Source organism: Streptomyces sp. NPDC001493 (assembly GCF_053597235.1).
Genome location: NZ_JBSFHV010000004.1, coordinates 161,719 through 185,825, shown reverse-complemented (window position 1 = coordinate 185,825; position 24,107 = coordinate 161,719). Strand labels below are relative to the sequence as shown.

The window sequence follows — 24,107 nt, the reverse complement described above, 5'->3', positions numbered from 1 at the left end:
CACCGGGCGGGACGCGTGTGGCCGGGGCCACTCCGGCGGCGAGCGACAATGGACGGTATGCCTTCCGTACTGCCCGATGGTGAGCCCGTGCCCGACGACGGGGCGCTGCCCCGCCACGCCCTGGAAGGCGCCGCCGACCGCCCCCTCGGCTTCTACCTGCACGTCCCGTACTGCGCGACCCGCTGCGGCTACTGCGACTTCAACACCTACACCGCCACCGAGCTGCGCGGTTCCGGCGGCGCCCTGGCCTCCCGCGACAACTACGCCGCCCACCTCGTCGAGGAGGTCCGCCAGGCCCGCAAGGTCCTCGGCGACGACCCGCGCCCGGTGCGCACGGTCTTCGTCGGCGGCGGCACGCCCACCCTGCTGGCCGCCGCCGACCTGGTCCGGATGCTCGCGGCGATCCGCGACGAGTTCGGGCTCGCCCCGGACGCGGAGATCACCACCGAGGCCAACCCGGAGTCGGTGAACCCGGCCTATCTGGCGGAGCTGCGCGCGGGCGGCTTCAACCGGATCTCCTTCGGCATGCAGAGCGCCAGGCAGCACGTGCTGAAGATCCTGGACCGCACCCACACCCCGGGCCGCCCCGAGGCCTGTGTGGCCGAGGCGAGGGAAGCCGGGTTCGACCACGTCAACCTGGACCTGATCTACGGCACCCCCGGCGAGTCCGACGACGACTGGCGGGCCTCCCTGGACGCGGCGATCGGCGCCGGACCCGACCACGTCTCGGCGTACGCGCTGATCGTGGAGGAGGGCACCCAGCTGGCCCGCCGCATCCGGCGCGGCGAGGTCCCGATGACCGACGACGACGTGCACGCCGACCGTTACCTCATCGCCGACGAGGCGATGGCCGCCGCCGGGTTCTCCTGGTACGAGGTGTCGAACTGGGCCCGGACCCCCGAGGGACGCTGCCTGCACAACGAGCTGTACTGGCGCGGCGCCGACTGGTGGGGTGCCGGACCCGGCGCGCACAGCCACGTCGGCGGGGTGCGCTGGTGGAACGTGAAGCACCCGGGGGCGTACGCCCAGGCGCTCTCCGAGGGCCGCTCGCCCGGCGCGGGCCGGGAGATCCTCTCCGCCGAGGACCGCCGCGTCGAGCGCGTCCTGCTGGAGCTCCGGCTGCGCGAGGGCTGCCCGCTCTCCCTCCTCAAGCCGGACGGCCTCGCCGCCTCCCGCCGGGTCCTCGGCGAGGGCCTGCTGGAGCCGGGACCGTACGAGGAGGGCCGCGCGGTCCTCACCCTGCGCGGGCGCCTGCTCGCCGACGCGGTCGTCCGCGACCTGGTCGACTGAGGCCGAGGCCACGAGCCGGGCCGAGGGCACGAGCAGGGCCGAGGGCACGAGCAGGGCCGAGGGCACGAGCAGGGCCGAGGCGACGAGCAGGGCCGAGGGCACGAGCAGGGCCAGGGCCGGGACGCGGGGTCACGGCGTGCGGAGCCCCGGGGGCCAGTTTCGGCGCCGGGCCCGCGGGCTTGCCGCACACGACGCGTCCCGGCGGCGCCGCGAGGGGATCCGGGTGTCACCCCGGAAGCGTGACGAAGTCGATCAGTTCCTCGACCCGGCCCAGGAGTTGCGGCTCAAGATCCTTGTACGAGCGGACCCCCGACAGAATGTGCTGCCAGGCCGCACCGGTGTTCTCCGGCCACCCCAGCGCCCGGCACACCCCGGTCTTCCAGTCCTGCCCGCGCGGTACGGACGGCCATCCGGCGATCCCCACCGAGGCGGGCTTCACGGCCTCCCAGACGTCGATGAAGGGGTGCCCCACCACCAGCAGGTGCGGATCGGACACCTCGGCCGCGATCCGGGACTCCTTGGAACCCGGTACGAGATGGTCCACCAGCACCCCGAGCCGCGCGTCCGGCCCAGGACCGAACTCCCGCACGATCGCCGGGAGGTCGTCGATGCCCTCCAGGTACTCCACGACCACCCCCTCGATCCGCAGGTCGTCGCCCCACACCCGCTCGATCAGCTCCGCGTCGTGCCGGCCCTCCACGTAGATCCGCCCGGCCCGCGCCACCCGCGCCCGCGCACCCGGCACCGCCACCGACCCGGAGGCCGTACGCGCCGGAACCACCGGACCGCCGGACGACGGGCGCACCAGCGTCACCACCCGCCCCTCCAGCAGGAAGCCGCGCGGCTCCATCGGGAACACCCGGTGCTTGCCGAACCGGTCCTCCAGCGTCACCACCGGCCCCTGGGCGGACTTCTCGCAGCGGATCACCGCACCGCAGAAGCCGGTGGACACCTCCTCCACGACCAGATCCGGATCGGCGGGCACCTCGGGCACGGGGGCGGACCTCTTCCACGGCGGGGTCAGGTCCGGCTGGTAACTGCGCATGGCACGACGATAATTCGGCCGCCGTCCCGCGCGGGGGACCGCCCGCCCCGGCGGACGGCCTTCACGCCTTCATGAGCTTCATGTGCTTCACGCCTTTACGCCTTCACGCGCTTCACACGCCGAAGCGCCCCGCCAGCAGCTCCCGCTGCGCCCGCACGAACGCCGCGTCCACCGCCGCCCCGTGCCCCGGTACGTACACCGCGTCCTCGCCGCCCAGCGCCAGGAGCCGGTCCAGGGCGGCGGGCCAGCGGGCGGGCACCGAGTCCGGGCCCGTCTGCGGCTCACCGGACTCCTCGATCAGGTCCCCGCAGAGCACCACCGCGGGCGCCCCCGAGGAACCGGCCCCGGGCACCAGGACCGCCAGATCGTGCCCCGTATGGCCCGGCCCCACATTGGCGAGCACCACCTCGCGCCCGCCGCCCAGGTCGAGCGTCCAGCGGTGGCACACCTCACGGCCGGGGAACACCAGCGCGTCCACCGCCTCCGCCGCGTCGTGCTCGGGCAGACCGTTGCGCACCGCGTCGGCGTGCATCTCGTCCACCGACCGCCGCATCCGCGCCGCCGCCCCGTACGCCCCGAACACCTCCGTGCCCGCGAAGGCCGCGGTGCCGAAGACATGGTCGAAGTGGGGATGGCTCAGTGCGACATGGGTCACTCTGCGGCCCAGCAGCCGCTGCGCCTCGGTCCGCAGCCCGACGCCCTCGCGCAGGCTCGCCCCGGTGTCCACCACCAGCGCCCGGTCCGTACCGGCGACCAGGGCGGCGGTCGCGTCCCAGCCGGGAAGCCGTCGGCGGCCCACCCCGTGGCCCAACCGCTCCCAGCCCAGCTCTTCCCAAGAGAGGTCCATGAGGAGACGCTATCCGCATCGACCTGCGCGGTCTCGCGGACCGCGGCCGGTCGCCCTTGCCCGGTGCCCTCCCCACCCCCGTACACTGGCCGGGGGAAAGCTGGCACTCAGACGCACAGAGTGCCAGGCAGAAGCCACCACGACCGACAGCTGGAGGTGTGCGCGATGCTCAGCGAACGCAGACTTGAAGTGCTGCGCGCCATCGTCCAGGACTACGTCGGCACCGAGGAGCCGGTCGGCTCCAAGGCGCTCACGGAGCGGCACCGGCTCGGGGTCTCCCCGGCCACCGTCCGCAACGACATGGCGGTGCTGGAGGACGAGGGCTTCATCGCCCAGCCCCACACCAGCGCCGGGCGCATCCCCACGGACAAGGGATACCGCCTCTTCGTCGACCGGCTCGCGGGCGTCAAGCCCCTGTCGTCGCCGGAGCGCCGGGCGATCCACAACTTCCTGGACTGCGCGGTCGACCTCGACGACGTCGTGGCCCGCACGGTACGGCTGCTCGCGCAGCTGACCCGGCAGGTCGCCATCGTCCAGTACCCCTCGCTGACCCGCTCCACGGTGCGTCACGTGGAGCTGCTGGCCCTGTCGCCGGCCCGGCTGATGCTGGTCCTGATCACCGACACGGGCCGGGTCGAACAGCGTATGATCGACTGCCCCGCGCCGTTCGGCGAGACCCCTCTCGCCGATCTGCGGGCCCGGCTCAACAGCAGGGTCGTGGGACGCCGCTTCAGCGACGTCCCCCAGCTCGTGCAGGACCTGCCGGAATCCTTCGAGAACGAGGACCGCGGGACGGTTTCCACGGTCCTTTCCACTCTCCTCGAAACGTTGGTCGAGGAGACGGAGGAGCGGCTGATGATCGGCGGCACCTCCAACCTCACCCGCTTCGGGCACGACTTCCCCCTGGTGATCCGGCCCGTGCTGGAAGCGCTGGAGGAGCAGGTCGTCCTGCTGAAGCTGCTCGGTGAGGCCACGGACTCGGGCATGACCGTACGGATCGGGCACGAGAACGCCCACGAGGGCCTCACCTCCACGTCCGTCGTCACGGTCGGCTACGGTTCGGGCGACGAGGCAGTCGCCAAACTCGGCGTGGTCGGACCGACCCGCATGGACTACCCCGGAACGATGGGAGCGGTACGCGCAGTGGCACGTTACGTCGGACAGATCCTGGCGGAGTCGTAAGTGGCCACCGATTACTACGCCGTGCTCGGCGTACGGCGCGACGCGTCGCAGGACGAGATCAAGAAGGCATTCCGTCGGCTCGCCCGCGAGCTGCACCCGGATGTCAACCCCGACCCGAAGACCCAGGAGCGGTTCAAGGAGATCAACGCCGCTTACGAGGTGCTCTCCGACGCCCAGAAGAAGCAGGTCTACGACCTGGGCGGGGACCCGCTGTCGGCCTCGGGCGGCGGCGGCGCGGGCGGCTTCGGCGCCGGCGGCTTCGGCAACTTCTCCGACATCATGGACGCCTTCTTCGGCACGGCGTCGCAGCGCGGACCCCGTTCGCGCACGCGGCGCGGCCAGGACGCCATGATCCGGCTGGAGATCGACCTCGCCGAGGCGGCCTTCGGAACCACCAAGGACATCCAGGTCGACACCGCCGTCGTCTGCACCACGTGCAGCGGCGAGGGCGCGGCCCCCGGCACCTCGGCCCAGACCTGCGACATGTGCCGCGGCCGCGGTGAGGTGTCCCAGGTCACCCGGTCCTTCCTCGGCCAGGTCATGACCTCGCGGCCCTGCCCGCAGTGCCAGGGCTTCGGCACCGTCGTGCCGACCCCCTGCCCGGAGTGCGCCGGCGACGGCCGCGTCCGCTCGCGGCGCACCCTCACGGTCAAGATCCCCGCGGGTGTCGACAACGGGACCCGCATCCAGCTGGCCGGCGAGGGCGAGGTCGGCCCCGGCGGCGGTCCCGCCGGTGACCTCTACGTCGAGATCCACGAGGTCTCGCACCCGACGTTCCAGCGGCGCGGCGACGACCTGCACTGCACGGTCACCATCCCCATGACGGCGGGCGCGCTCGGCACCAAGGTGCCGCTGGAGACGCTCGACGGCGTGGAGGAGATCGACATCAGGCCCGGCACCCAGTCCGGCCAGTCGGTCCCGCTGCACGGACGCGGCATCACGCATCTGCGCGGCGGCGGCCGGGGCGACCTGATCGTGCACGTCGAGGTGCTGACCCCCAGCAAGCTCGACGCGGAGCAGGAACGCCTGCTGCGCGAGCTGGCCAAGCTGCGCGGCGAGGAGCGGCCCACCGGGCAGTTCCAGCCCGGACAGCAGGGTCTCTTCTCCCGTCTGAAGGACGCCTTCAACGGCCGCTGAGGCCCGTACGGCTCCGTACGTACACATCCGCACCGCCCGCCGGGATCCGTCCCGGCGGGCGGTGCGCGTGTGTCCGGCCACCACGCAGGGCGCCGGACCGGACGACCGCGTACGGCTGCGGCACGGCGGACCGGATCTGGCACGTCGTACGGATGCGGCACGGCGGACCGGACGTGGCACGTCGTACGGATTCGGCACGGTGGACCGGACATGGCACGATGCGGGGATGTCCTCCCTGACCGATCTCTGCCGATATCCGATCGTGCAGGCACCGATGGCGGGCGGGACCTCCTCCCCCCGGCTCGTCGCCGCCGTCGCCGACGCGGGCGGGCTCGGCTTCCTCGCCGCCGGGTACAAGTCGGCCGAGGAGATGCGCCAGGAGATCGACCAGGTCCGCGCGGCGACCGGCGGCCCCTTCGGCGTGAACCTCTTCATGCCGCAGCCCCCGCCCGCCGACCCCGGCGCCGCCGCGGCGTACCGCGACCGCCTCGCGGCCGAGGCCATCACGTACGACACCCCGCTCGGCGACCCCGACGGCGGTGACGGTTACGACGGCTCCGACGGTTACGACGCCAAGGTGGCGGCCCTGCTGGCCGAGCCGGTCCCGGTGGTCTCCTTCACCTTCGGCTGCCCCAGCCGCGACACCCTGGACGCCTTCGCCCGCGCCGGTACGTACACGATCGTCACGGTCACCACCGCCGAGGAGGCGCGCGACGCCCAGTGGGCCGGGGCCGACGCCGTCTGCGCCCAGGGTGTCGAGGCGGGCGGCCACCAGTCCACCCACCACGACGACCCGCGGGCCGACCACACCGGCATCGGGCTGCTCACCCTCGTCACCCAGGTCCGCGAGACCGTCCAGCTGCCGGTCGTCGCGGCGGGCGGGCTGATGCGCGGCGCGCAGATCGCCGCCGTCCTCGCGGCCGGTGCCGACGCCGCCCAGCTGGGCACCGCCTTCCTCGCCTGCCCGGAGTCCGGCGCGCACCCGCTGCACAAGCAGGCCCTGACCAGCCCGATGTTCGTCCGTACCGCGCTCACCCGCGCCTTCTCCGGACGGCCCGCCCGGGGCCTGGTAAACCGTTTCGTCCGCGAACACGACCCGTACGCCCCCGCCGCCTACCCCCAGGTGCACCGCGTCACCGCCGGGCTGCGCAAGGCGGCGGCCCGGGCCGGGGACGCCCAGTCCATGGCGCTCTGGGCGGGGCAGGGCCACCGGATGGCACGCGAGCTGCCCGCCGGGGAACTCGTCGAACTGCTCGCGGCGGAAATGTCGGAGACGGCCCAGCGCGCCGTCGGCATGAGGAGTGAACAGTGACCGCACCGGTCTTCGTCGTCGAGAAGCTGCCCAGCGGGCCCGAGTTCGTGCTGGAGGGCCCCGAGGGACGGCACGCCGTCTCCGTGAAACGCCTCCAGCCCGGCGAGGAGGTCGTGCTGACCGACGGGCTCGGCCGCTGGGCCGAAGGCGTCGTACGCGCGGCCGAGGGCAAGGACCGGCTGGTCGTCGCCGTGCGGCCGGTCCAGGAGGAGGAGCTCCCCGCGCCCCGGATCACGGTCGTCCAGGCCCTGCCCAAGGGCGACCGGGGCGAGGTCGCCGTCGAGACGATGACCGAGACCGGCGTCGACGCGATCGTGCCCTGGCAGGCCGGCCGCTGCATCACCCAGTGGAAGGGCGACCGGGGGCTCAAGTCGCTCGCCAAGTGGCGCTCCACCGCCCGCGAGGCGGGCAAGCAGTCCCGCCGGGTGCGGTTCCCCGAGGTCGCCGAGGCGATGTCCACCAAGCAGGTCGCGGCCCTGCTGGCCGTCGCCGACTTCGCGGGCGTGCTGCACGAGGACCGCGACTGCGACAGCGAACCGCTGGCCACCGCCGAACTCCCCGCGACCGGCGAGATCGTGCTCGTCGTCGGCCCCGAGGGCGGGGTCTCCCCGCAGGAGCTGGATGCCTTCGCCGCCGCCGGGGCCCGTACCTACCGGCTGGGCCGCAGCGTGCTGCGCACCTCCACCGCCGGGACCGCCGCGACCGCGCTGCTGCTGGGACGCACCGGCCGCTGGGGCTGATTCGGTACGGGCGGCCGACGCCCGTGCCGCCCGGCAGCGGGCGGCCCCCGCCCCGATACGATGGGCCGAACGGATCATCAGCGTCACCACCACCCACCGAGGAGGCCGGCCCATGGCGGGAGAGCCGCAGTCCGACTGCCTGTTCTGCAAGATCGTCTCGGGGGAGGTCCCGGCGACCATCGTCCGCGAGAGCGACACCACCGTCGCCTTCCGGGACATCAACCCGCAGGCACCGACCCACGTCCTGGTCATCCCGAAGGTCCACTACCCGGACGCCGCGTCGCTCGCCGCCGCCGAACCGCAGATCGCCGCCGACGTGCTGCGCGAGGCCGGCGCGGTCGCCACCGAGGACAAGGTCGACGGCAACGGCTACCGCGTGGTCTTCAACACCGGCGCAGGCGCCGGCCAGACCGTCTTCCACGCGCACGCGCACGTCCTGGGCGGCCGCGGCCTCCAGTGGCCCCCCGGCTGACCGGAGCGCCCATCCATGTCCGCACGTGAGCTGGTGGTGCTCGGCACCGCCAGCCAGGTCCCCACCCGCCACCGCAACCACAACGGCTACCTGTTGCGCTGGGACGGCCAGGGCATCCTCTTCGACCCCGGCGAGGGGACCCAGCGCCAGATGCTGCGGGCCGGTGTCGCCGCGCACGACATCGACCGGATCTGCGTCACCCACTTCCACGGCGACCACTCCCTCGGGCTGGCCGGGGTGATCCAGCGGATCAACCTCGACCGGGTCCCGCACCCCGTCACCGCCCACTACCCGGCGAGCGGGCAGCACTTCTTCGAACGGCTCCGGTACGCCACCGCCTACCGCGAGACCGTCGAGCTCACCGAGGCCCCGGTCGCCGCCGACGGGGTGCTCGCCACCACCGACGCGTACACCCTGGACTCGTTCCGGCTCTCGCACCCCGTCGAGTCGTACGGCTACCGCCTCACCGAACCGGACGGGCGCCGCATGGTCCCCGCGCTCCTCGCCGCCCACGGCATCCAGGGCCCCGACGTCGGCCGCATCCAGCGCGAGGGCTCCCTCGACGGCGTCCCGCTCGACGCGGTCTCCGAGCACCGGCCCGGACAGCGGTTCGCGTTCGTCATGGACACCAGGCTGTGCGACGGTGTGTACAGGCTCGCCGAGGGCTGCGACCTGCTGGTCATCGAATCGACCTTCCTCGACGAAGACCTCGCCCTGGCCACAGACCACGGCCACCTGACCGCCGGCCAGGCGGGCCGGGTGGCCGCCGAAGCGGGCGTACGCCACCTCGTACTCACCCACTTCTCCCAGCGGTACGACGACCCGGAACTCTTCGAGGTCCAGGCCCGCGCCGCCGGGTTCGAGGGCGCACTGACCGTCGCCCAGGACCTGACCGTGGTACCGGTCCCCACCCGGCACCACTGAGACATCACCGATGAACCGGCGCCCACCCGGGCACCACCGACCCACCCGCAGGTGCCGGCCGACCCCGGCACCACCGATCCACCGATCCGCCGACCCACCGGTGCCCACCCGGCACCACCGCAGTACCGGTGCCGACCCCGGCACCACAGCACCACCGATTCACGTCACCACCCCCCTCCGTGAGCGAGACACCGTGCACCTCCCCAAGGCAGAACTCCACCTCCACATCGAAGGGACCCTCGAACCCGAGCTGGCCTTCGCGCTGGCCCGGCGCAACGGGGTGACCCTGCCCTACGCCACCACCGACGAGCTGCGCACCGCGTACCTCTTCGACGACCTGCAGAGCTTCCTCGACCTGTACTACGCGCTGATGGCCGTGCTCCGGACCGAGGAGGACTTCGCCGAACTCGCCGACGCCTACCTCACCCGGGCCGCCGCCCAGGGCGTCCGGCACGCGGAGATCTTCTTCGACCCGCAGGCGCACACCGCCCGGGGCGTGCCCATCGGCACCGTCATCGAGGGCCTCGGCCGCGCGCTGGAGCGCAGCGAGGAGACGCACGGCATCTCCACCCAGCTCATTCTCTGCTTCCTGCGCGACCAGTCGGCCGAATCGGCCCTGGAGACGCTGGAGGCCGCCAAGCCGTACCTGCACCGCATCACCGCCGTCGGCCTCGACTCCGCCGAGGTCGGCCACCCGCCGGCCAAGTTCCGAGAGGTCTACGAGGAGGCCGGGAAGCTCGGCCTGCGCAAGGTCGCCCACGCGGGCGAGGAGGGCCCGCCGGAGTACATCCGCGAGGCCCTCGACGTCCTCGGCGTCGAGCGCGTCGACCACGGGCTGCGCTGCATGGAGGACCCCGAGCTGGTCGCCCGGCTCGTCGCCGACCGCGTACCGCTCACCCTCTGCCCGCTCTCCAACGTCCGGCTGCGCGCCATCGACATCCTGGAGGAGCACCCGCTGCCCGCCATGCTGGCGGCCGGGCTGCACTGCACGGTGAACTCCGACGACCCGGCCTACTTCGGCGGATACGTCGGAGACACCTTCCACGCGGTCCACGAGGCGCTCGCCCTCGACCACGAGCAGCTGCGCACGCTGGCCCGCAACTCCTTCGAGGCGGCCTTCCTCGACCACGACGAGGAGCGCAGGGCGCGCTACCTGTCCGAGGTCGAGGCGTACGCGTTCGACTGACCGTCCCCGCCCGCCGGACCGGCCGTCCGGAACGCGCTCCGCCCCAGCCGCCTGCGGCGCAGGGCGGGTACGGCGAGTTCCGTGACGGCCTGCTCCGGCGCGCCGAGCTTCGGTACGGCCCCGGGCAGACCGCCCGTCGTCGCGGCGAGCAGCGCGGCCGGTGCGCCACCGCGGCGGCGCACCGAACCGGGCACCAGCGGACGCCCGCCGGCGTGCAGGGCCACCGCCGTGACCGGGGCCGCCACCAGCAGGGTCGCCGCCCCGAGGATCAGGCCCATCGCGGGGAACCCGGCCCCCTCGGAGAGCACGCTGCCCAGCACCGGCCCGCAGGCCACCCCCACCGAGGAGGCGGACCCGGCGAGCACCGCCCAGCGGCCCCGTATGTCGAGCGAGGCGGCCAGGCCGATCAGGTACGAGAGGACCACCGGGTAGACGGTGTTCCACAGGATCTCGCCGGTCGCGAACGAGCCGAGACCGCGCGCCGAGGCGCTCAGCACGATGCTCCCGGCGATGACGACCGTGCCGCAGCCGATCGGGACCGCGCGGCCCAGCCGGGAGCCCAGCGCCCCGGCGCCCATGACCCCGAGCAGTCCGGCGCCCAGTGCGGCGGCGAACACCGCGCCGACGGTGACCTCGGAGAGCCCGACCTGGTCCACGCCGATCCGGCTGCTGACACCCCAGAGCGCGTTCTGCGCCATGGACCAGACGAGCATGCCGCCCGCCAGCAGGAGACCCGAACGCCGGTGCGGCAGGCGGCCGGTGACCGGGGTGCCGGTCGCGACGGGGACCGGTGTGCCGAGCCGGGAGGTGGCCGGCCAGACCAGCAGGGCGACCAGCGCGATGGCGGCGAAGGGAAGCCGGTGGCCGCCGCCCAGGTGCGGGATCGTCAGGTAGAGGGCGCCCGCGGTCGCGGAGACGCTGAGCAGCCCGAGCGAGGAGGTGCGGTGCGGGTCGCTCTGCGCCGCGATCCCGGACGCGGCCACGGCGGTGGCCGTACCGGAGCCGAAGCCGCCGACCACCGCGCCCAGCACCACCAGCGGCACCGAGGTGGTCAGCGCGGCGCAGCCGTACCCGGTGACCGCGAGGAGCAGCCCGAGCCGCGCGGGGCCACGGGCCCCGAACCGCTCGACCCGGCCCGCGAGCGTGAAACCGGCGGAGGCCGAACTCAGCAGCAGGGCGCTGCCGACGAGGCCGGCCTGAGCGGTCGTCAGGCCGAGATGGGCGCTGAGCCGCCCGACGACGGTGGGAAGGAGGTAGGCAGCGAGGTAACCGGCGGTGAACACGGCGACCAGGGGCCACGCGGCGCGAGGGCGCGAGGACATGGGCGTTCCTGAAGACATGCCGGAGGCCGGCAGGGGGGTGTGGGGAGAGGTGGAGCAGGGGTGAAGAGAGGTGGGGGAGCACCAGGGTGACGCGAGAAATGGGGGCGTAGGGCGGTTCCCCGCTCTTCCCACCCGATCGTGTTCGCCGGGCAATTTGTATCAAGCACGCACAGGTGATCGAAAGGCGGGATTATGTGATCCGCGTCACTTATGTGTTTGTTGTCGTTCCACAGGGGTAGCGGTGCAGGTTCGCCCAGGCCGGCCGGAGTGGCGCGAGGGCGTGTGGGGCCTGCGGAAGCGCATGTGAATCGGGCAGACTGACCGGATTCCGCAGGGTCGCGGAGCACGTCGGCAAAGACCGCCGACGGAGCGCACCGACGAGCCCGCGGACCACGTCGTCACGGCATGCCGACAGCACGGCACGTCAACAGCACCGCACGCCCGGGGAGCGAAAGATGAGCACGGAGAGCAGCCCAGCCGTCGATCCACTGGTGGGGCTGCGCGTCCCCGAGGACCCGGCGTGCGACGTCTTCCTGACGGGCACCGTCTTCCTCGACATCATCTTCACCGGCCTCGACAGCGCCCCCGTGCGCGGTACGGAGTCCTGGGCCCGGGGCATGGGCTCAAGCCCCGGCGGCGTCGCCAACATGGCCACCGCCCTCGCCCGCCTCGGCCTGCGCACCTCGCTGGCCGCCGCCTTCGGCGACGACCACTACGGCGAGTACTGCTGGGACGCGCTCGAACAGGGCGAGGGCATCGACCTCTCCATGTCGCACACCGTCCCCGGCTGGCACTCGCCCGTCACGGTCTCCATGGCGTACGAGGGCGAGCGCACGATGGTCTCGCACGGCCACGAGGCACCGCTCCCGGCCGCCGCCCCCGGTACGGAACACCGCGCGTTCCCGCACTGCCCGCCGCGCGCCCGCGCGGCCGTCGCCTCGCTCACCCCCGGCCGCAGCGAACCCTGGGTCGCCGCGGCCGCCCGGCACGGCGCGCAGATCTTCGCCGACGTCGGCTGGGACGACACCGGCCGCTGGGACCTCGCCGCCCTCCCCGACCTCGCGCACTGCGCCGCCTTCCTGCCCAACGCGGAGGAGGCCATGCGCTACACCGGCCGCGACACCCCCCGCGCCGCCGCCCACGCGCTGGCCGAACACGTACCGCTCGCCGTGGTCACCCTCGGCGCCGAGGGCGCCTACGCCGTGGACGCGGCCACCGGCACCACCGCCGAGGTCCCCGCCATCGACGTGGCGGCCCTCGACCCCACCGGCGCGGGCGACGTCTTCGTCGCCGGATTCGTCACCGGCACCCTCGCCGACTGGCCGCTCGCCGACCGCCTCGCCTTCGCCGGCCTCACCGCCGCCCTCTCCGTACAGGAGTTCGGCGGCTCGCTCTCCGCCCCCGGCTGGGCCGAGATCGCCGCCTGGTGGCAGCAGGTACGCACCTTCGAGGCCCAGGACCCGGCCGCCCTGGAGCGGTACGCCTTCCTGGAGCGCCTGCTGCCCGCCGCCAGCCGCCCCTGGCCGCTGCGCCGCGCGGTCCCCACCATCGGCTTCAGGGCGCCCTGAGCGGGCCTCTCCGGTGCGCTCAGGGCGTACCGGAACGGGGTGCAAAACCCCTCGGCGTTGTCGGCGCGGAGTCGTAGGCTGGACGCAGAGGTTGTCGACCGGCGAGAACCCCGCAACAGGAGGTATGCGCAGGCCCGAGGGCCGGCCCATGACTCAGTCACCCACACGGCCACAGGCGCGTGCCCACATCAGGATCCCGGCCGCTCACCCCATGGTGATGCTCCTGGGATCGGGCGACTCGCTGCTGCGCGTGATCGAAACGGCGTTCCCGGCCGCCGACATCCATGTCCGGGGAAACGAGATAAGCGCTACGGGCGACCCCGCCGACGTCGCCCTCATCCAGCGCTTGTTCGACGAGATGGTGCTGGTGCTCCGCACCGGGCAGCCGATGACGGAGGACGCAGTGGAACGCTCGATCGCCATGCTCAGGGCAGCCGGCAACGGCGAGGGCGACCCCCAGGGCGAGACCCCGGCCGAGGTCCTCACGCAGAACATCCTCTCCAACCGCGGTCGCACGATCCGCCCCAAGACGCTCAACCAGAAGCGGTACGTCGACGCCATCGACAAGCACACCATCGTCTTCGGCATCGGCCCCGCGGGCACCGGCAAGACCTACCTCGCCATGGCGAAGGCGGTCCAGGCGCTCCAGTCGAAGCAGGTCAGCCGCATCATCCTGACCCGGCCCGCCGTCGAGGCGGGGGAGCGGCTCGGCTTCCTGCCCGGCACGCTCTTCGACAAGATCGACCCGTACCTGCGCCCGCTCTACGACGCGCTGCACGACATGCTCGACCCCGACTCGATCCCGCGCCTGATGGCGGCGGGCACGATCGAGGTCGCGCCGCTCGCATACATGCGCGGTAGGACCTTGAATGATGCTTTCATCATCCTGGACGAGGCCCAGAACACCAGCGCCGAGCAGATGAAGATGTTCCTCACCCGCCTCGGCTTCGACTCGAAGATCGTCATCACCGGTGACGTCACCCAGGTCGACCTCCCGAACGGCACCAAGAGCGGTCTCCGGCAGGTCCAGGAGATCCTCGACGGCGTCGAGGACGTCCACTTCTCCCGGCTCACGTCCCAGGATGTCGTCCGGCACAAGCTCGTCGGCCGTATCGTCGACGCGTACGAGAAGTACGACGACCGAGCCGGTACCAACGGGAAGTAGTTTCAGCGCACCATGTCGATCGACGTCAACAACGAGTCCGGAACCGAGGTCGACGAGCAGGCGATCCTCGACATCGCCCGCTACGCCCTCGCCCGGATGCGGATCCACCCGCTGTCCGAACTCTCGGTGATCGTGGTGGACACCGACGCCATGGAGCAGCTCCACATCCAGTGGATGGACCTCCCGGGCCCGACCGATGTCATGTCCTTCCCGATGGACGAGCTCCGTCCGCCGTCGAAGGACGACGAGGAGCCCCCGCAGGGCCTCCTCGGTGACATCGTGCTCTGCCCGGAGGTCGCGAAGCGGCAGGGCGAAGAGGCCGAGACGCGGCACTCCATGGACGAGGAACTCCAGCTCCTCACCGTCCACGGAGTGCTGCACCTCCTCGGGTACGACCACGAGGAGCCCGACGAGAAGGCCGAGATGTTCGGCCTCCAGGCCGCCATCGTGGACGGCTGGCGGGGCGAGCGCGGGCTGACCGGGCCCTCCCCGGCTCCCACGGTCTCGTGAGCTTTCCGCTCGTCGCCGGAGCCGTCCTGCTGGTGATCGTCGGCTGGCTCGCCGCCTGCGCCGAGACCGCCATCGCCCGCATGTCCAGCTTCCGGGCCGCCGAGGCGGTCCGGGCCGGACGGCGCGGCAGCGCCAAACTCGCGCAGGTCGCCTCCGACCCGACCCGCTATCTCAACGTCGCCCTGCTCGTGCGGGTCGCCTGCGAGATGGCGGCCGGGGTCCTCGTCACGTACGCCTGCCTCCAGGAACTCTCCGAGACCTGGGAGGCGCTGGCCGTCGCGATGGGGGTCATGGTCCTCGTCAGCTACGTCGCCATCGGCGTCTCGCCCCGCACCATCGGCCGCCAGCACCCGCTGAACACGGCGACCGCCGCCGCGTACGTCCTGCTGCCGCTGGCCAGGATCATGGGCCCGATCCCGCAGCTGCTGATCCTCATCGGCAACGCCCTCACCCCCGGCAAGGGGTTCCGCAAGGGACCGTTCGCCAGCGAGGCCGAGCTGCGCGCGATGGTCGACCTCGCGGAGGCGGAGTCGCTGATCGAGGACGACGAGCGCCGCATGGTGCACTCCGTCTTCGAGCTGGGCGACACCCTCGTCCGCGAGGTGATGGTGCCCCGCACCGACCTGGTCGCCATCGAGCGGTACAAGACCATCCGCCAGGCCCTCACCCTCGCGCTGCGCTCCGGGTTCTCCCGGATCCCGGTCACCGGCGAGAACGAGGACGACATCGTCGGGATCGTCTACCTCAAGGACCTGGTCCGCAAGACCCACATCAACCGCGACTCCGAGGCCGACCTCGTCTCCACGGCGATACGGCCGGCCGTGTTCGTCCCCGACACGAAGAACGCCGGCGACCTGCTGCGCGAGATGCAGCAGGACCGCAACCACGTCGCCGTCGTCATCGACGAGTACGGCGGCACGGCCGGCATCGTCACCATCGAGGACATCCTGGAGGAGATCGTCGGCGAGATCACCGACGAGTACGACCGCGAGCTGCCGCCCGTCCAGGAGCTGGAGAACGGCTGCTACCGGGTGACCGCCCGCCTCGACATCGGCGACCTCGGGCAGCTCTTCGGCTTCGACGAGTACGACGACGAGGACGTCGAGACCGTCGGCGGCCTCCTCGCCAAGGCCCTGGGCCGTGTCCCGATCGCCGGAGCCACGGCGGTCATCAGCCTCCCGGACGGCCGCGGGCTGCGGCTGACGGCCGAGGCCACGGCGGGGCGCCGCAACAAGATCGTCACGGTGCTGGTGGAGCCGGAACCTCTGGATTCGGATGCGGAGCCGGACACGGAGGCGAAGGCGGAGTAGCGGACGCCTGGCCTGAGTGGCCGTAGTCGGAGTGGTCCACGTCGGAGCAGGGGAAACGGAGTCGGAATGAACGGCGCACAACTGCGGGCCTTCTGCCTGGACTTCAACGAGGCCGTGGAGGAGTTCCCCTTCACGCCGGAGACCTCGGTCTTCAAGGTGCTCGGCAAGGTGTTCGCGCTCAGCGCCTTGGACGCCCGCCCGCTCACCGTCAACCTCAAGTGCGACCCGGACGAAGCGGTACGGCTCCGCGAGGAGTACCCGGCCATCGTCCCCGGCTGGCACATGAACAAGCGCCACTGGAACACCGTCACGGTCGGCGACCTGCCCGCCAAGCTGGTCCGCGAGCTGGTCGAGGACTCATACGACCTGGTGGTCGCGGGGCTGCCCCGGGCGGAGAGGCTCCGGCTGGACCGGGCTTGAGCGTGGGTGGTCCTCGGCGCCCCCGGTGAACGTACCGGGGGCGCCGAGCCGTTCTCAGCCCAGTGCCTTCTCGATGGCTTCAAAGATGTCGGCGTCGGTCTCCTGCTGCCAGGACGGAAGGTCGGGCCAGTCGGCCACGTACCCCGGCTTCGGGTCCTCGAAGTGCTTGAACATCTGGGCCGTCCAGCACACCGCGACGAAACGGCCCTTCTGCTCGCGGGACAGCCGCGCCGCCGATCCGCCGCTGACCTCGACGAACTGGCGGACCTGCGCGTACACGGAGCCTGCGGCCTCGCGCTCCCACTGCGGGGTGCCGTCCCACGGCGTGACGTAGCCCGGTTTCGGCTCGCCGGGGAAGTGCCGGTGCACTCCCGCGATCCAGGCATCCCGGAACACACGTGCACCCTCGGTCTGCGACATGCCCGTCTCCCTCGTCCTCGTCACGGCGTACTCAGAGCGGCTATCTCGGCCCCCAGCTCCGCTGCACGGGGGTCGCGGCTCAAGGAGCCGAAGCCGAACTCATCGGCAGACGAGCATGCCACCCAGGCAAGTGACGCGAAACGCGCCCTCTGCCCGAATGACCTCGTTGACCCGCTCCCGCGCGCGCTCGATCGTCTCCCGAAACGGAACGCCCATCTTGTCCGCCCAGGCTTCGTACGAGGCCAAGTGTGCGACGACCGGATCGGCGTCGGTCACCTCGATCACCCCGGGAAGGAGGATCGTGCGGATCTCGCCGAAGACCGTACCGAGGATCGCCGGCGCGTCCTCCAGAGTGAAGCGGGCGGACAACTGCACCCGGGCTGGGCCCTCCTGGATGCCCAGCACATCGCCTGCGGCCTGGCGCCAGAGGTGCTCCAGCTCCCGCTTGTCGGTGTGGCTGTTCGTGGAGACGATCGCGATGCCGCCGGGTGCCAAGGCGCGTCCCAACTCCCTCACGGCCTGGGCCTGATCCTCGACGTGGTACAGCATGTGCAGCGCGAGAACCGCCCCGAGGGATCCATCCGCAATGGGCAACTGCTGGACGTCCGCGACGACCGCTCCGGGGATGGCGTCGAGGATGCCGTGAGAGACGTCCATGGGCAGCACGTTCAGGTCGGGCCGGTCGTCCCGCACCCGGGCGACGAACTTCCCGTTACCGCAACCCACGTCAGCGACCACTCCGCGTACGTCGGCCAGTTCGTCGACGACGATGCCGGGAAGGTCGTGGCTCGGGGTCTGCCATTGGTAGAGGGACTGACGAGCGGCCAAATGCTGACCCGTGCCGTACGCCTTGGTGGAAAGAAGGCTGCGATCGGTCACCAGATGATCATGCGTGGGCCGGGCGGTCATCGGGTCTCCGTAGGATTGCCGGCGAGAGCGGGCCGGACGGTCACCTCGTGGATGTGCGCGCGGAGATCGACTGCTGCTTGTTCGCCGGACACGCTGATCGGCATACCTGGGAAGAGGCGCCGAGCAAACCGCTTACACAGTGAGGACGGCGGCGCCCCGGAGTGTGAATCCAGTTCGGGGCGCGGCCGCGAGCTTGAGCGCCGACTCACGAATGACGGTCCGGGCGGTAAAACGGGATCGTCGGCCGGTACGGTTCCGGCGCCGTAGGGAGCCTCCCGAATGTCGGAAGATCAACCCGTTCTGCCCGGGATGAGATCTCCTCGGCGGTCTCCCGGCCTGTGGCGGAGTAGTGCTCGGCGACACCTTCCGGAACCCACTGATGCCCGTCCCACACTTGAACAGCGCGTGGTGCGTCAGGATCGACGTGCGCCCCGCGCCCTACGTCGTTTCCGAGCGGAACCGTCCGCCGCTCACCGACCTCGGGCCTTCGCCGTTCTCGCCGATCGGCCCACTCCTCCAAGGGTTCGTCGTCCACCGGGAACCTCCTCCTCGTCGGTCCGATCCAGTCTGCCGGACATGGCGCCGGGTCACAGGGTGATGCCCCACCCCCCGCGGGTGAACGTGGTCTCGCCGTCAGGTGTGATGGTGACCTTCGCTCCGTAGACCGGGAGTTCGCCTTGCTCGATCCACCGCCACCGGATGCTGTCCAGCAGGTCGTACAGGCGTCGAGGGCCACCCTGGTGAACGGTGGCGGTGCGCTCTCCCTTCGCCGTACGCGCGCGTGCCCAGGAACCGTCGGGGTGGAGCATCCACGTCATGCGACTGCCGTCCTCCGCCGTTCCGGTGCGGTGCTCGATGCCGGGCGTGGTCAGAGTGAGCATCGACCACACCTCCCACGCCTGCACGACGTCGAGCACGGGGAGCGGGGACACGGCAACATCTCCGTGCTCCGTACTGGCCGTGATGAACAGATCGTCGAGCGCGGGCGGGTAGTCGGTCCCGCTGCGGGCCTTCATGAACGCCGCCCGGTCCCATTCGACGCGCCCCGACGCCGAACCGTCCCGATTCCTGTCAGCGGTGACGATCAGGCCCGTGCCGGCGATCGTCGTCACGCGTCGCCCGCCGGGTGCGAGAGCCGTCAACCACTCTGCGGGGACGCGCGGCACGGACACCATGGACACGATCCGGTCGAACTCTCCCGGTAGCGCCGCAGTGGTGGCGTCCGCCCTCACCACCTGCGGGTGGAGGCCCGCGCGGTGGAGGCGGTCACCAGCGGCAAGGGTGAGGTACGGGTCGACGTCCAGGGTGGTGACGAGCTGATCGCCAAGCCGTTGGCACGCCAGGGCTGCGCTGTACCCGGAACCGGTGGCGAGGTCCAGAAATCGGACCCCGGGGATGAGCCGGCCGTGCCGAAGCATGGTGACGACGAGACTCGGATGGGTGGAAGACGATGTGGGATGCCCGGTGACAGTCAGACCGGTCTGGGTGTGGTCGGCGTGCACGGGCCCGATCTGCGTGACCAGGGTCGTGTCCGAGTACGAGGCCGCCGCCCATGCCTCTTCGTCGTCCGAACCGTCCACGGCGGTCCAACCGCCCGGTCCGGCGGTGAACCACCGCTCCACGAACTGGTGTCGCGGCGTACTTGCTACGGGCAGCCACCAGTCCGAGCCCGGATGGGCCACCTCGGCCGCGAGAGCCGCGGCGTGCGGTTTCCAATGCATCACGATCCTCCCGTCAGGTCGTCAACGATGGCCTCGACGATGGGGAGACCCGTGTGGCCTTGAATCCAGTCCCACTGACCGCACGGGTTGACCTCCAGGAACGTCCATCGGCCGTCCGGACCCACCACGAAGTCTGCGGCGCCGTAGCGAAGTTGCAGGCGAGCCATCAGCCGTCGCATCCCCTGCGCGACGTCCTCGGGCACCGTAGTGGTGGTGTAGGTCAATGACCCGTAGTCGCTGCGCCAGTCCTCGTGCGCGGCGGCGCTGCCGGCGTGGATGGCGGCGGCGAAGGCACGGCCGCCGACCATGGTGAGCCGCACTTCGTGGTCCTTGTCGATCCAGGACTGGAAGAGGTGCGCTGTCGTGTTGATGCCCCGTAGGTCGGCCAGGTCGGCATCTTCTAGACGTCGCGTGTAGACCGACTTGAGCTGGCCGGCCTCGATCAGGACTGGCGAGGCGACGGGCTTGCACACGATGGGCCGGCCAGTCTCCTTGGCGAAGGTCCGCACGTCCTCCGCGCGGTTCGTGATGAGGGTGGCCGGGATACTGAGTCCGCTCGCACGTGCGGCGGCGAGTTGCACCGGCTTGTACTCGGCGCGCGCCATGGCCGCCGGATAGTTCACCCAACGGCACTCCAGCGCCGACAGCACGCCTCCGAGACCGGCGCGGGCCTGTGATGCGGCGAATCTCTCCTCCGGGCCGGACATCCCCGCAGGGAACTGGAACGCCCCGGGGGCGCGGTAGTACACCGCGCCGACCCGGGACATCTCCACCATCCGATGCTCGGTGGCGAGTTCGCCCGTCCAGCCCCGTTCCTGGCCGATCCTTCCGGTCAGGGCGAGGTGCTGCGGGAAATCGGAGGTGTCCATGCGGAACACCTCGACGCCGCGGCGGTCCAGCTCCATGACGACTTTGTCCGTTGGCCAGTCGTCGGAGGCTGCAACGATCAGGACGGGCGCGGCCATCAGTCCTTCGGTCCTTCGTCCAGCGGCGGCGGGTTCTTGATGTCGCCGTCCGGGATCGTCGCCGTGTGCGTGTTCGCCATGGCGGTCAGCACACCCCCGTCGTACGACACGTTGACCTGCCGGTCCGTGTCGTAGACGTGCGCCGGCAGGGCGACTGCGCCGGTGGAGTCCGGGGTGCGGGCGAAGCGTAGGGCCCACGGCCGGGTCTCCGGCGCGGACGGTGCCTCGGCGCTGAAGGGGGTGCGTCCCCCCGGCGAGGTGAGGGGGAACGCCTCACGGAGCAACGTGTTCGTCACTGGTTTCCTCCTGTATCGGGTAGTCGTTCGGATTGGTACAACCCGGGCGCGGGACTGTCGCGGAGAAGACGGGTTGAAGGTGACCCCGCGCCAGGGAGTCTGGGGTCGTCAGTGCGGCTGAGTGATGGGCAGGCTGAACGTCGGCGGCCTGGCCGGGGTCAGGCCCGAAGGCGGCCGACTGCGGGCGGCTCAGGGGCCGGGGGCGTACCAGGCTCCGTGTCGGAGTGGGGGATCAGAGCCTCGCCCCGCTGGGTTCACCGAGTGCGGGACGTCCGCCCTGGAGCACGACGATCGAGCTGCTCCTCCAGGCGCTCCACATCCAGCGAAACCGGCGGTACTGGTTCGGGCTCATGCAGGTGCGGGCCGTCTCGGGGTTGAGCCACGCGTACCCCGACACCTCCAACTCGCCGCCCTCCGGTGCCCGAGGCGGAGCGATGTCGGTGTCGCTGCTGACCGGGGCGCAGAGGTAGACGAAGTCCTGGCCCATGGCCTCAACCCCGAGCTCGACCGGGAGGCGCGGCACCCAGTCGGTTCCGAGGAGCCCGAGCGGCAACGGCTCGATACCCGTCTGGTGCCGGACGTTGTAGGCCATCGAGATGAGGCTCGACTCGTAGTCGTCGACCGGGCCGCCCGGAAGCAGGTGGTACCCGTCCCTCCTCCTGGCGTTCACCAGCACGGTCAGGACGTCGCCGTGCTCGTTCGGTATCCAGGCGAGGCCACGGATACGGCAAGCCGGAGGCAATGTCCGGGATGGGGGCTGGCTCATGGCGTCCTGCCGTCGAGTGGGTCGGTGAAGGCCGCTGCGGAGGTGGTCGGGCTCGGCGAGGTCGTCACGGTGCATCCTCCGTGGAGACGGTGCACCAGACGAGGGCACCGTTCCGGCCGATGCCCCACGCGTCGCTCAGCGCCTTCACGAGGAGGAGTCCGCGCCCGTTCTCGTCCTCATCCGTCGCGCAGGCTCGCGCCGGCCACGTTCCCGGGGTGTGGTCGTCCACCTCGATGCGGGTCTCCTGCGGCGAGGACGAGACGGACACGCCGATCTGGTTCGACTGCCCGTACAGCATCGCGTTGGACAGGAGTTCGCTCACGATCAGGACGGCGTCGGCCGAACTGCCGCTACCGACACCCCACCGCGCCAGACGCTCCGCGACCAAGTGACGCTGCTCGCTCACCAGTCGGGTGTCCCGAGTGACAACGGCCACGTAGCGGTGCGGGAAAGCGAACGGGGAAAAACAGCCATGCCCAGGCTGGTCGCACCGCGAGGATGCGGCGCTCCATCGCGAGAGGCAGTGGCACTACAGGACGTGCTTCGGAACCGGCTCATTCTGTGCCCTTCCCGGTGCGGCCAGATAAGTGGCCAGGAGGTGCTTCCCCTTCATTCAACGACTCCCGTCGGAGGTTCAACACGAATAGTTCTGCGCGGACTTCGCGCAGGGAACCGGAAATCTTTACCTTTCGGATTTGCGACATGACGAATGGCATCGCGGTACGGTCGGCCGCATGACCCCCAACCGGGCGCTCGCGCAGAAGATGATCGAACTCGGCTACACGCAGGAACAGTTGGCCGAGGAGATGAATGTCGCGCTGCGGCAGATCACGGGCAGCACCGGGAACGTGTCTGTTCGTACGATCTGGAACCTGCTCCACGGCCGTACGCGCCGCCCGATCGGTCGCACCCGGGTCGCCCTGGAGCACGTCTTCGACTGCTCGATCAAGGACTTAGGGTTTGACCAGCCCAGCCCTACCCCATCGGAGGAAAGCGTGCTGCGACGCACCTTCGCCGGCGCGGCAGCGGGGATCGCCGCCGCAGCTGCCCTTCCGCCCACTCCGGGCCCCCGCATCGGCATGGCTGATGTGGACCGCCTCGATGCCGCGTTCGCGGGGCTCGTGGCCGCCGACAACTCTCACGGCGGCACGGTCAGCCTTGAGACCAGAGCTGTAGCCTTCGCCCACCACGCCATGGAGTTGCAAGCGGTCGGCTCCGCCAGCCAGCGTGTCCGCCAGCGGCTGTACTACCTCGCTGCGGCGTTCACCGGCACCGCCATGTGGGCAGCCCTCGACGCCTACCAGCCCGACCGGGCGGAGGGCCACTTCGAACGGGCCATGCGTCTGGCCGGTCTCTCAGGTAACGCGGACATCCAGCTGCGTCTCTGGGGACACGCATCGGTGCTCTCGATGCAGACGAACAGCCCACACGATGCTCTGGCCGCAGCGGAAGCCGGCCGGGCGTCCTCCACCTGCCGGAAGGACCCGCTTGCCCGATCGCTCGCGGCCGCACGGCTCGCAGGCGTTCAGGCGGAAGCGGGTGACGAGCGTTCGGCAAGACGCAGCCTGGACAGTGCCGTCGACGCCTTCCTCCGAGCAGACAGGAGTGAGCTGCGGCCCACGTGGATGGCCTTCTACGATCAGTCCGAGTTGAGCGGCCTGACGGGGCTCGCCATGTCCCGGCTGGGCCGCCACGACGAGGCCGAAGCTCATTTCCACCGGACCCTGGGCGAGTTGCGTCCCACCTACGTCAGAAACCGGTGGTTCTACTCGACCCACCTGGCGCTCTCCCAACTTCGTCAAGGCGATGTGGAGCTGGCCTGCTCGACTGCCACCTCTGTACTGCAAGATCCCGTGAGTGATTCACTGACCGGGCGCATCGAGAGACTGCTCGGCACGTTCACCCGCGAGCTGGCCGGCCGTGCCCCCCGCGCTCAGGCAACGGAATCCTGGAAAGAGCAGTACGGCAGCAGAAAGGGCCCCCTGTGACCGTCGAGATCCGCCACTACGCCGCAGACCAGCTCTCCGAGATCCGGCAGGCCCTCCTGGACATCCATGTCGAGGTCCGGCACAACGACTTCGGACTCACCGGGCCTTTCTACGACGTCGCGCGATTCGACGAACGTCTCAGCAGCTACGCGTCACGGCCGGGCTGGGCCGCAACCGTCGGCTACGAGGACGGCAGGCCTGTCGGTTTCGCGTTCGGTGTGCCGCTCGGCCCTGACACCCGCTGGTGGTCCGCGATGACCACACCACTGCCGGACGGATACGCAGAAGAGGACGGCACCCGTACTGTCGCCCTGAACGAGATCGTGGTTCGCAAGCCTTGGCGAGGGCGCGGCGTCGCCTGGCAGATTCACGAGGCATGGCTTGCTCAGCGCAAGGAAGAGCGCGTCACTCTCCTCGTCAACCCTGCGGCTGGGAACGGCGCCGTCCTCGCCAGGTACGAAGCCTGGGGCTACCGGAAGGTCGGCGACCAGCAGCCGTTCTCCGACTCCCCTGTGTTTGCCTCCATGACCAGGCCCGTACGCCAGCGGTAGCCCTCGTACGCGGCAACGCCCGGGCGTGGACCGAAGGCACGGTACCGGCCCGCCGAAGCCG

26 protein-coding genes are annotated in these 24,107 nt (G+C 71.2%); 15 read left to right on the top strand and 11 right to left on the bottom strand.

From position 1 onward, the window contains the following. Nucleotides 1-57: 57 nt before the first annotated feature. A complete protein-coding gene (hemW, locus tag ACWCWD_RS08570) occupies nucleotides 58-1,290 on the top strand; it encodes a radical SAM family heme chaperone HemW (protein ID WP_450771251.1) in 1,233 nt (410 codons plus the stop codon). Nucleotides 1,291-1,516: 226 nt separating this feature from the next. Here hemW and ACWCWD_RS08565 read toward each other — a convergent pair whose 3' ends face one another. Both ACWCWD_RS08565 and ACWCWD_RS08560 read right to left on the bottom strand, forming a co-directional pair. Next, nucleotides 1,517-2,335, bottom strand: a complete 819-nt coding sequence (locus ACWCWD_RS08565) for a DUF3097 domain-containing protein (RefSeq protein ID WP_450771249.1) — start codon at nucleotides 2,333-2,335, stop codon at nucleotides 1,517-1,519. Nucleotides 2,336-2,447: 112 nt separating this feature from the next. Further along, nucleotides 2,448-3,182, bottom strand: a complete 735-nt coding sequence (locus ACWCWD_RS08560; protein ID WP_450771248.1) for an MBL fold metallo-hydrolase — start codon at nucleotides 3,180-3,182, stop codon at nucleotides 2,448-2,450. Between the two features lie 165 nt (nucleotides 3,183-3,347). On the opposite strand from ACWCWD_RS08560, the gene hrcA reads away from it, so the two are divergent. The 7 genes from hrcA to ACWCWD_RS08525 all read left to right on the top strand — a co-directional run bounded on the left by hrcA (nucleotide 3,348) and on the right by ACWCWD_RS08525 (nucleotide 10,135). Beyond that, nucleotides 3,348-4,364, top strand: a complete 1,017-nt coding sequence (hrcA, locus tag ACWCWD_RS08555; protein WP_450771246.1) for a heat-inducible transcriptional repressor HrcA — start codon at nucleotides 3,348-3,350, stop codon at nucleotides 4,362-4,364. Next, nucleotides 4,365-5,501 carry a molecular chaperone DnaJ gene (gene dnaJ / locus ACWCWD_RS08550; protein ID WP_450771244.1) on the top strand — a complete coding sequence of 379 codons (1,137 nt, stop codon included), beginning with the start codon at nucleotides 4,365-4,367 and terminating at the stop codon, nucleotides 5,499-5,501. It abuts the gene before it with no gap. A gap of 226 nt (nucleotides 5,502-5,727) precedes the next feature. Then, nucleotides 5,728-6,813, top strand: coding sequence for a nitronate monooxygenase (locus tag ACWCWD_RS08545; protein ID WP_450771243.1), 1,086 nt, complete (start codon nucleotides 5,728-5,730; stop codon nucleotides 6,811-6,813). Beyond that, complete coding sequence (locus ACWCWD_RS08540; protein WP_450771242.1) at nucleotides 6,810-7,553, top strand: 16S rRNA (uracil(1498)-N(3))-methyltransferase; 744 nt, start codon at nucleotides 6,810-6,812, stop codon at nucleotides 7,551-7,553. Before ACWCWD_RS08545 ends, ACWCWD_RS08540 begins: the two co-directional genes overlap by 4 nt. Nucleotides 7,554-7,665: 112 nt before the next feature. Beyond that, nucleotides 7,666-8,025: a histidine triad nucleotide-binding protein gene (locus tag ACWCWD_RS08535; RefSeq protein ID WP_450771240.1), complete on the top strand. Its 360-nt coding sequence runs from the start codon at nucleotides 7,666-7,668 to the stop codon at nucleotides 8,023-8,025. A 15-nt stretch (nucleotides 8,026-8,040) separates the two neighbouring features. Further along, nucleotides 8,041-8,949 (top strand): ribonuclease Z, encoded by a 909-nt coding sequence (locus ACWCWD_RS08530; RefSeq protein ID WP_450771238.1) that lies wholly within the window; start codon nucleotides 8,041-8,043, stop codon nucleotides 8,947-8,949. Between the two features lie 193 nt (nucleotides 8,950-9,142). Next, complete coding sequence (locus ACWCWD_RS08525; RefSeq protein ID WP_450771237.1) at nucleotides 9,143-10,135, top strand: adenosine deaminase; 993 nt, start codon at nucleotides 9,143-9,145, stop codon at nucleotides 10,133-10,135. Here the strand turns inward: ACWCWD_RS08525 and ACWCWD_RS08520 are convergent. Beyond that, the gene (locus ACWCWD_RS08520; protein ID WP_450771236.1) at nucleotides 10,099-11,457 is read right to left on the bottom strand and encodes an MFS transporter; all 1,359 of its coding nucleotides are present in this window, start codon (nucleotides 11,455-11,457) and stop codon (nucleotides 10,099-10,101) included. The two genes, ACWCWD_RS08525 and ACWCWD_RS08520, sit on opposite strands and share 37 nt — an antisense overlap. A 455-nt stretch (nucleotides 11,458-11,912) precedes the next feature. Between ACWCWD_RS08520 and ACWCWD_RS08515 the strand changes: the two genes are divergently transcribed. The 5 genes from ACWCWD_RS08515 (at nucleotide 11,913) to ACWCWD_RS08495 (ending at nucleotide 16,430) form a co-directional block, all read left to right on the top strand. Further along, entirely contained in the window at nucleotides 11,913-13,025 is a 1,113-nt protein-coding gene (locus tag ACWCWD_RS08515; protein WP_450771234.1) for a carbohydrate kinase family protein, read from the top strand. 148 nt (nucleotides 13,026-13,173) lie between these two features. Beyond that, entirely contained in the window at nucleotides 13,174-14,190 is a 1,017-nt protein-coding gene (locus ACWCWD_RS08510; protein WP_266704189.1) for a PhoH family protein, read from the top strand. Between the two features lie 12 nt (nucleotides 14,191-14,202). Further along, complete coding sequence (ybeY, locus tag ACWCWD_RS08505; protein WP_327175758.1) at nucleotides 14,203-14,700, top strand: rRNA maturation RNase YbeY; 498 nt, start codon at nucleotides 14,203-14,205, stop codon at nucleotides 14,698-14,700. Continuing rightward, a complete protein-coding gene (locus ACWCWD_RS08500; RefSeq protein ID WP_450771232.1) occupies nucleotides 14,697-16,010 on the top strand; it encodes a hemolysin family protein in 1,314 nt (437 codons plus the stop codon). Before ybeY ends, ACWCWD_RS08500 begins: the two co-directional genes overlap by 4 nt. Before the next feature lie 66 nt (nucleotides 16,011-16,076). Next, nucleotides 16,077-16,430, top strand: coding sequence for an MmcQ/YjbR family DNA-binding protein (locus ACWCWD_RS08495; RefSeq protein ID WP_450771230.1), 354 nt, complete (start codon nucleotides 16,077-16,079; stop codon nucleotides 16,428-16,430). 54 nt (nucleotides 16,431-16,484) lie between these two features. On the opposite strand, the gene ACWCWD_RS08490 is transcribed toward ACWCWD_RS08495, so the two are convergent. From ACWCWD_RS08490 to ACWCWD_RS08455, 8 genes are all read right to left on the bottom strand, one after another. Beyond that, complete coding sequence (locus ACWCWD_RS08490; RefSeq protein ID WP_450771229.1) at nucleotides 16,485-16,850, bottom strand: hypothetical protein; 366 nt, start codon at nucleotides 16,848-16,850, stop codon at nucleotides 16,485-16,487. Between the two features lie 99 nt (nucleotides 16,851-16,949). Continuing rightward, on the bottom strand, nucleotides 16,950-17,759 hold the full coding sequence (locus ACWCWD_RS08485) for a class I SAM-dependent methyltransferase (protein ID WP_450771227.1): 810 nt from the start codon (nucleotides 17,757-17,759) through the stop codon (nucleotides 16,950-16,952). Between the two features lie 205 nt (nucleotides 17,760-17,964). Continuing rightward, nucleotides 17,965-18,294, bottom strand: a complete 330-nt coding sequence (locus ACWCWD_RS08480) for a DUF6087 family protein (protein WP_450771226.1) — start codon at nucleotides 18,292-18,294, stop codon at nucleotides 17,965-17,967. A gap of 52 nt (nucleotides 18,295-18,346) precedes the next feature. Then, nucleotides 18,347-19,480 (bottom strand): methyltransferase domain-containing protein, encoded by a 1,134-nt coding sequence (locus ACWCWD_RS08475; RefSeq protein WP_450771224.1) that lies wholly within the window; start codon nucleotides 19,478-19,480, stop codon nucleotides 18,347-18,349. Next, nucleotides 19,480-20,445: an ATP-grasp ribosomal peptide maturase gene (gene tgmB, locus ACWCWD_RS08470; protein ID WP_450771222.1), complete on the bottom strand. Its 966-nt coding sequence runs from the start codon at nucleotides 20,443-20,445 to the stop codon at nucleotides 19,480-19,482. Before tgmB ends, ACWCWD_RS08475 begins: the two co-directional genes overlap by 1 nt. After that, entirely contained in the window at nucleotides 20,445-20,741 is a 297-nt protein-coding gene (gene tgmA / locus ACWCWD_RS08465; RefSeq protein WP_450771220.1) for a putative ATP-grasp-modified RiPP, read from the bottom strand. Before tgmA ends, tgmB begins: the two co-directional genes overlap by 1 nt. A gap of 232 nt (nucleotides 20,742-20,973) precedes the next feature. After that, nucleotides 20,974-21,507, bottom strand: coding sequence for a hypothetical protein (locus tag ACWCWD_RS08460; protein ID WP_450771219.1), 534 nt, complete (start codon nucleotides 21,505-21,507; stop codon nucleotides 20,974-20,976). A gap of 64 nt (nucleotides 21,508-21,571) precedes the next feature. Beyond that, nucleotides 21,572-21,913 carry an ATP-binding protein gene (locus ACWCWD_RS08455; RefSeq protein WP_450771218.1) on the bottom strand — a complete coding sequence of 114 codons (342 nt, stop codon included), beginning with the start codon at nucleotides 21,911-21,913 and terminating at the stop codon, nucleotides 21,572-21,574. A gap of 328 nt (nucleotides 21,914-22,241) precedes the next feature. On the opposite strand from ACWCWD_RS08455, the gene ACWCWD_RS08450 reads away from it, so the two are divergent. Both ACWCWD_RS08450 and ACWCWD_RS08445 read left to right on the top strand, forming a co-directional pair. Then, on the top strand, nucleotides 22,242-23,495 hold the full coding sequence (locus tag ACWCWD_RS08450; RefSeq protein ID WP_450771216.1) for a helix-turn-helix domain-containing protein: 1,254 nt from the start codon (nucleotides 22,242-22,244) through the stop codon (nucleotides 23,493-23,495). Next, on the top strand, nucleotides 23,492-24,046 hold the full coding sequence (locus tag ACWCWD_RS08445; protein WP_450771214.1) for an N-acetyltransferase family protein: 555 nt from the start codon (nucleotides 23,492-23,494) through the stop codon (nucleotides 24,044-24,046). Before ACWCWD_RS08450 ends, ACWCWD_RS08445 begins: the two co-directional genes overlap by 4 nt. Nucleotides 24,047-24,107: the final 61 nt, after the last annotated feature.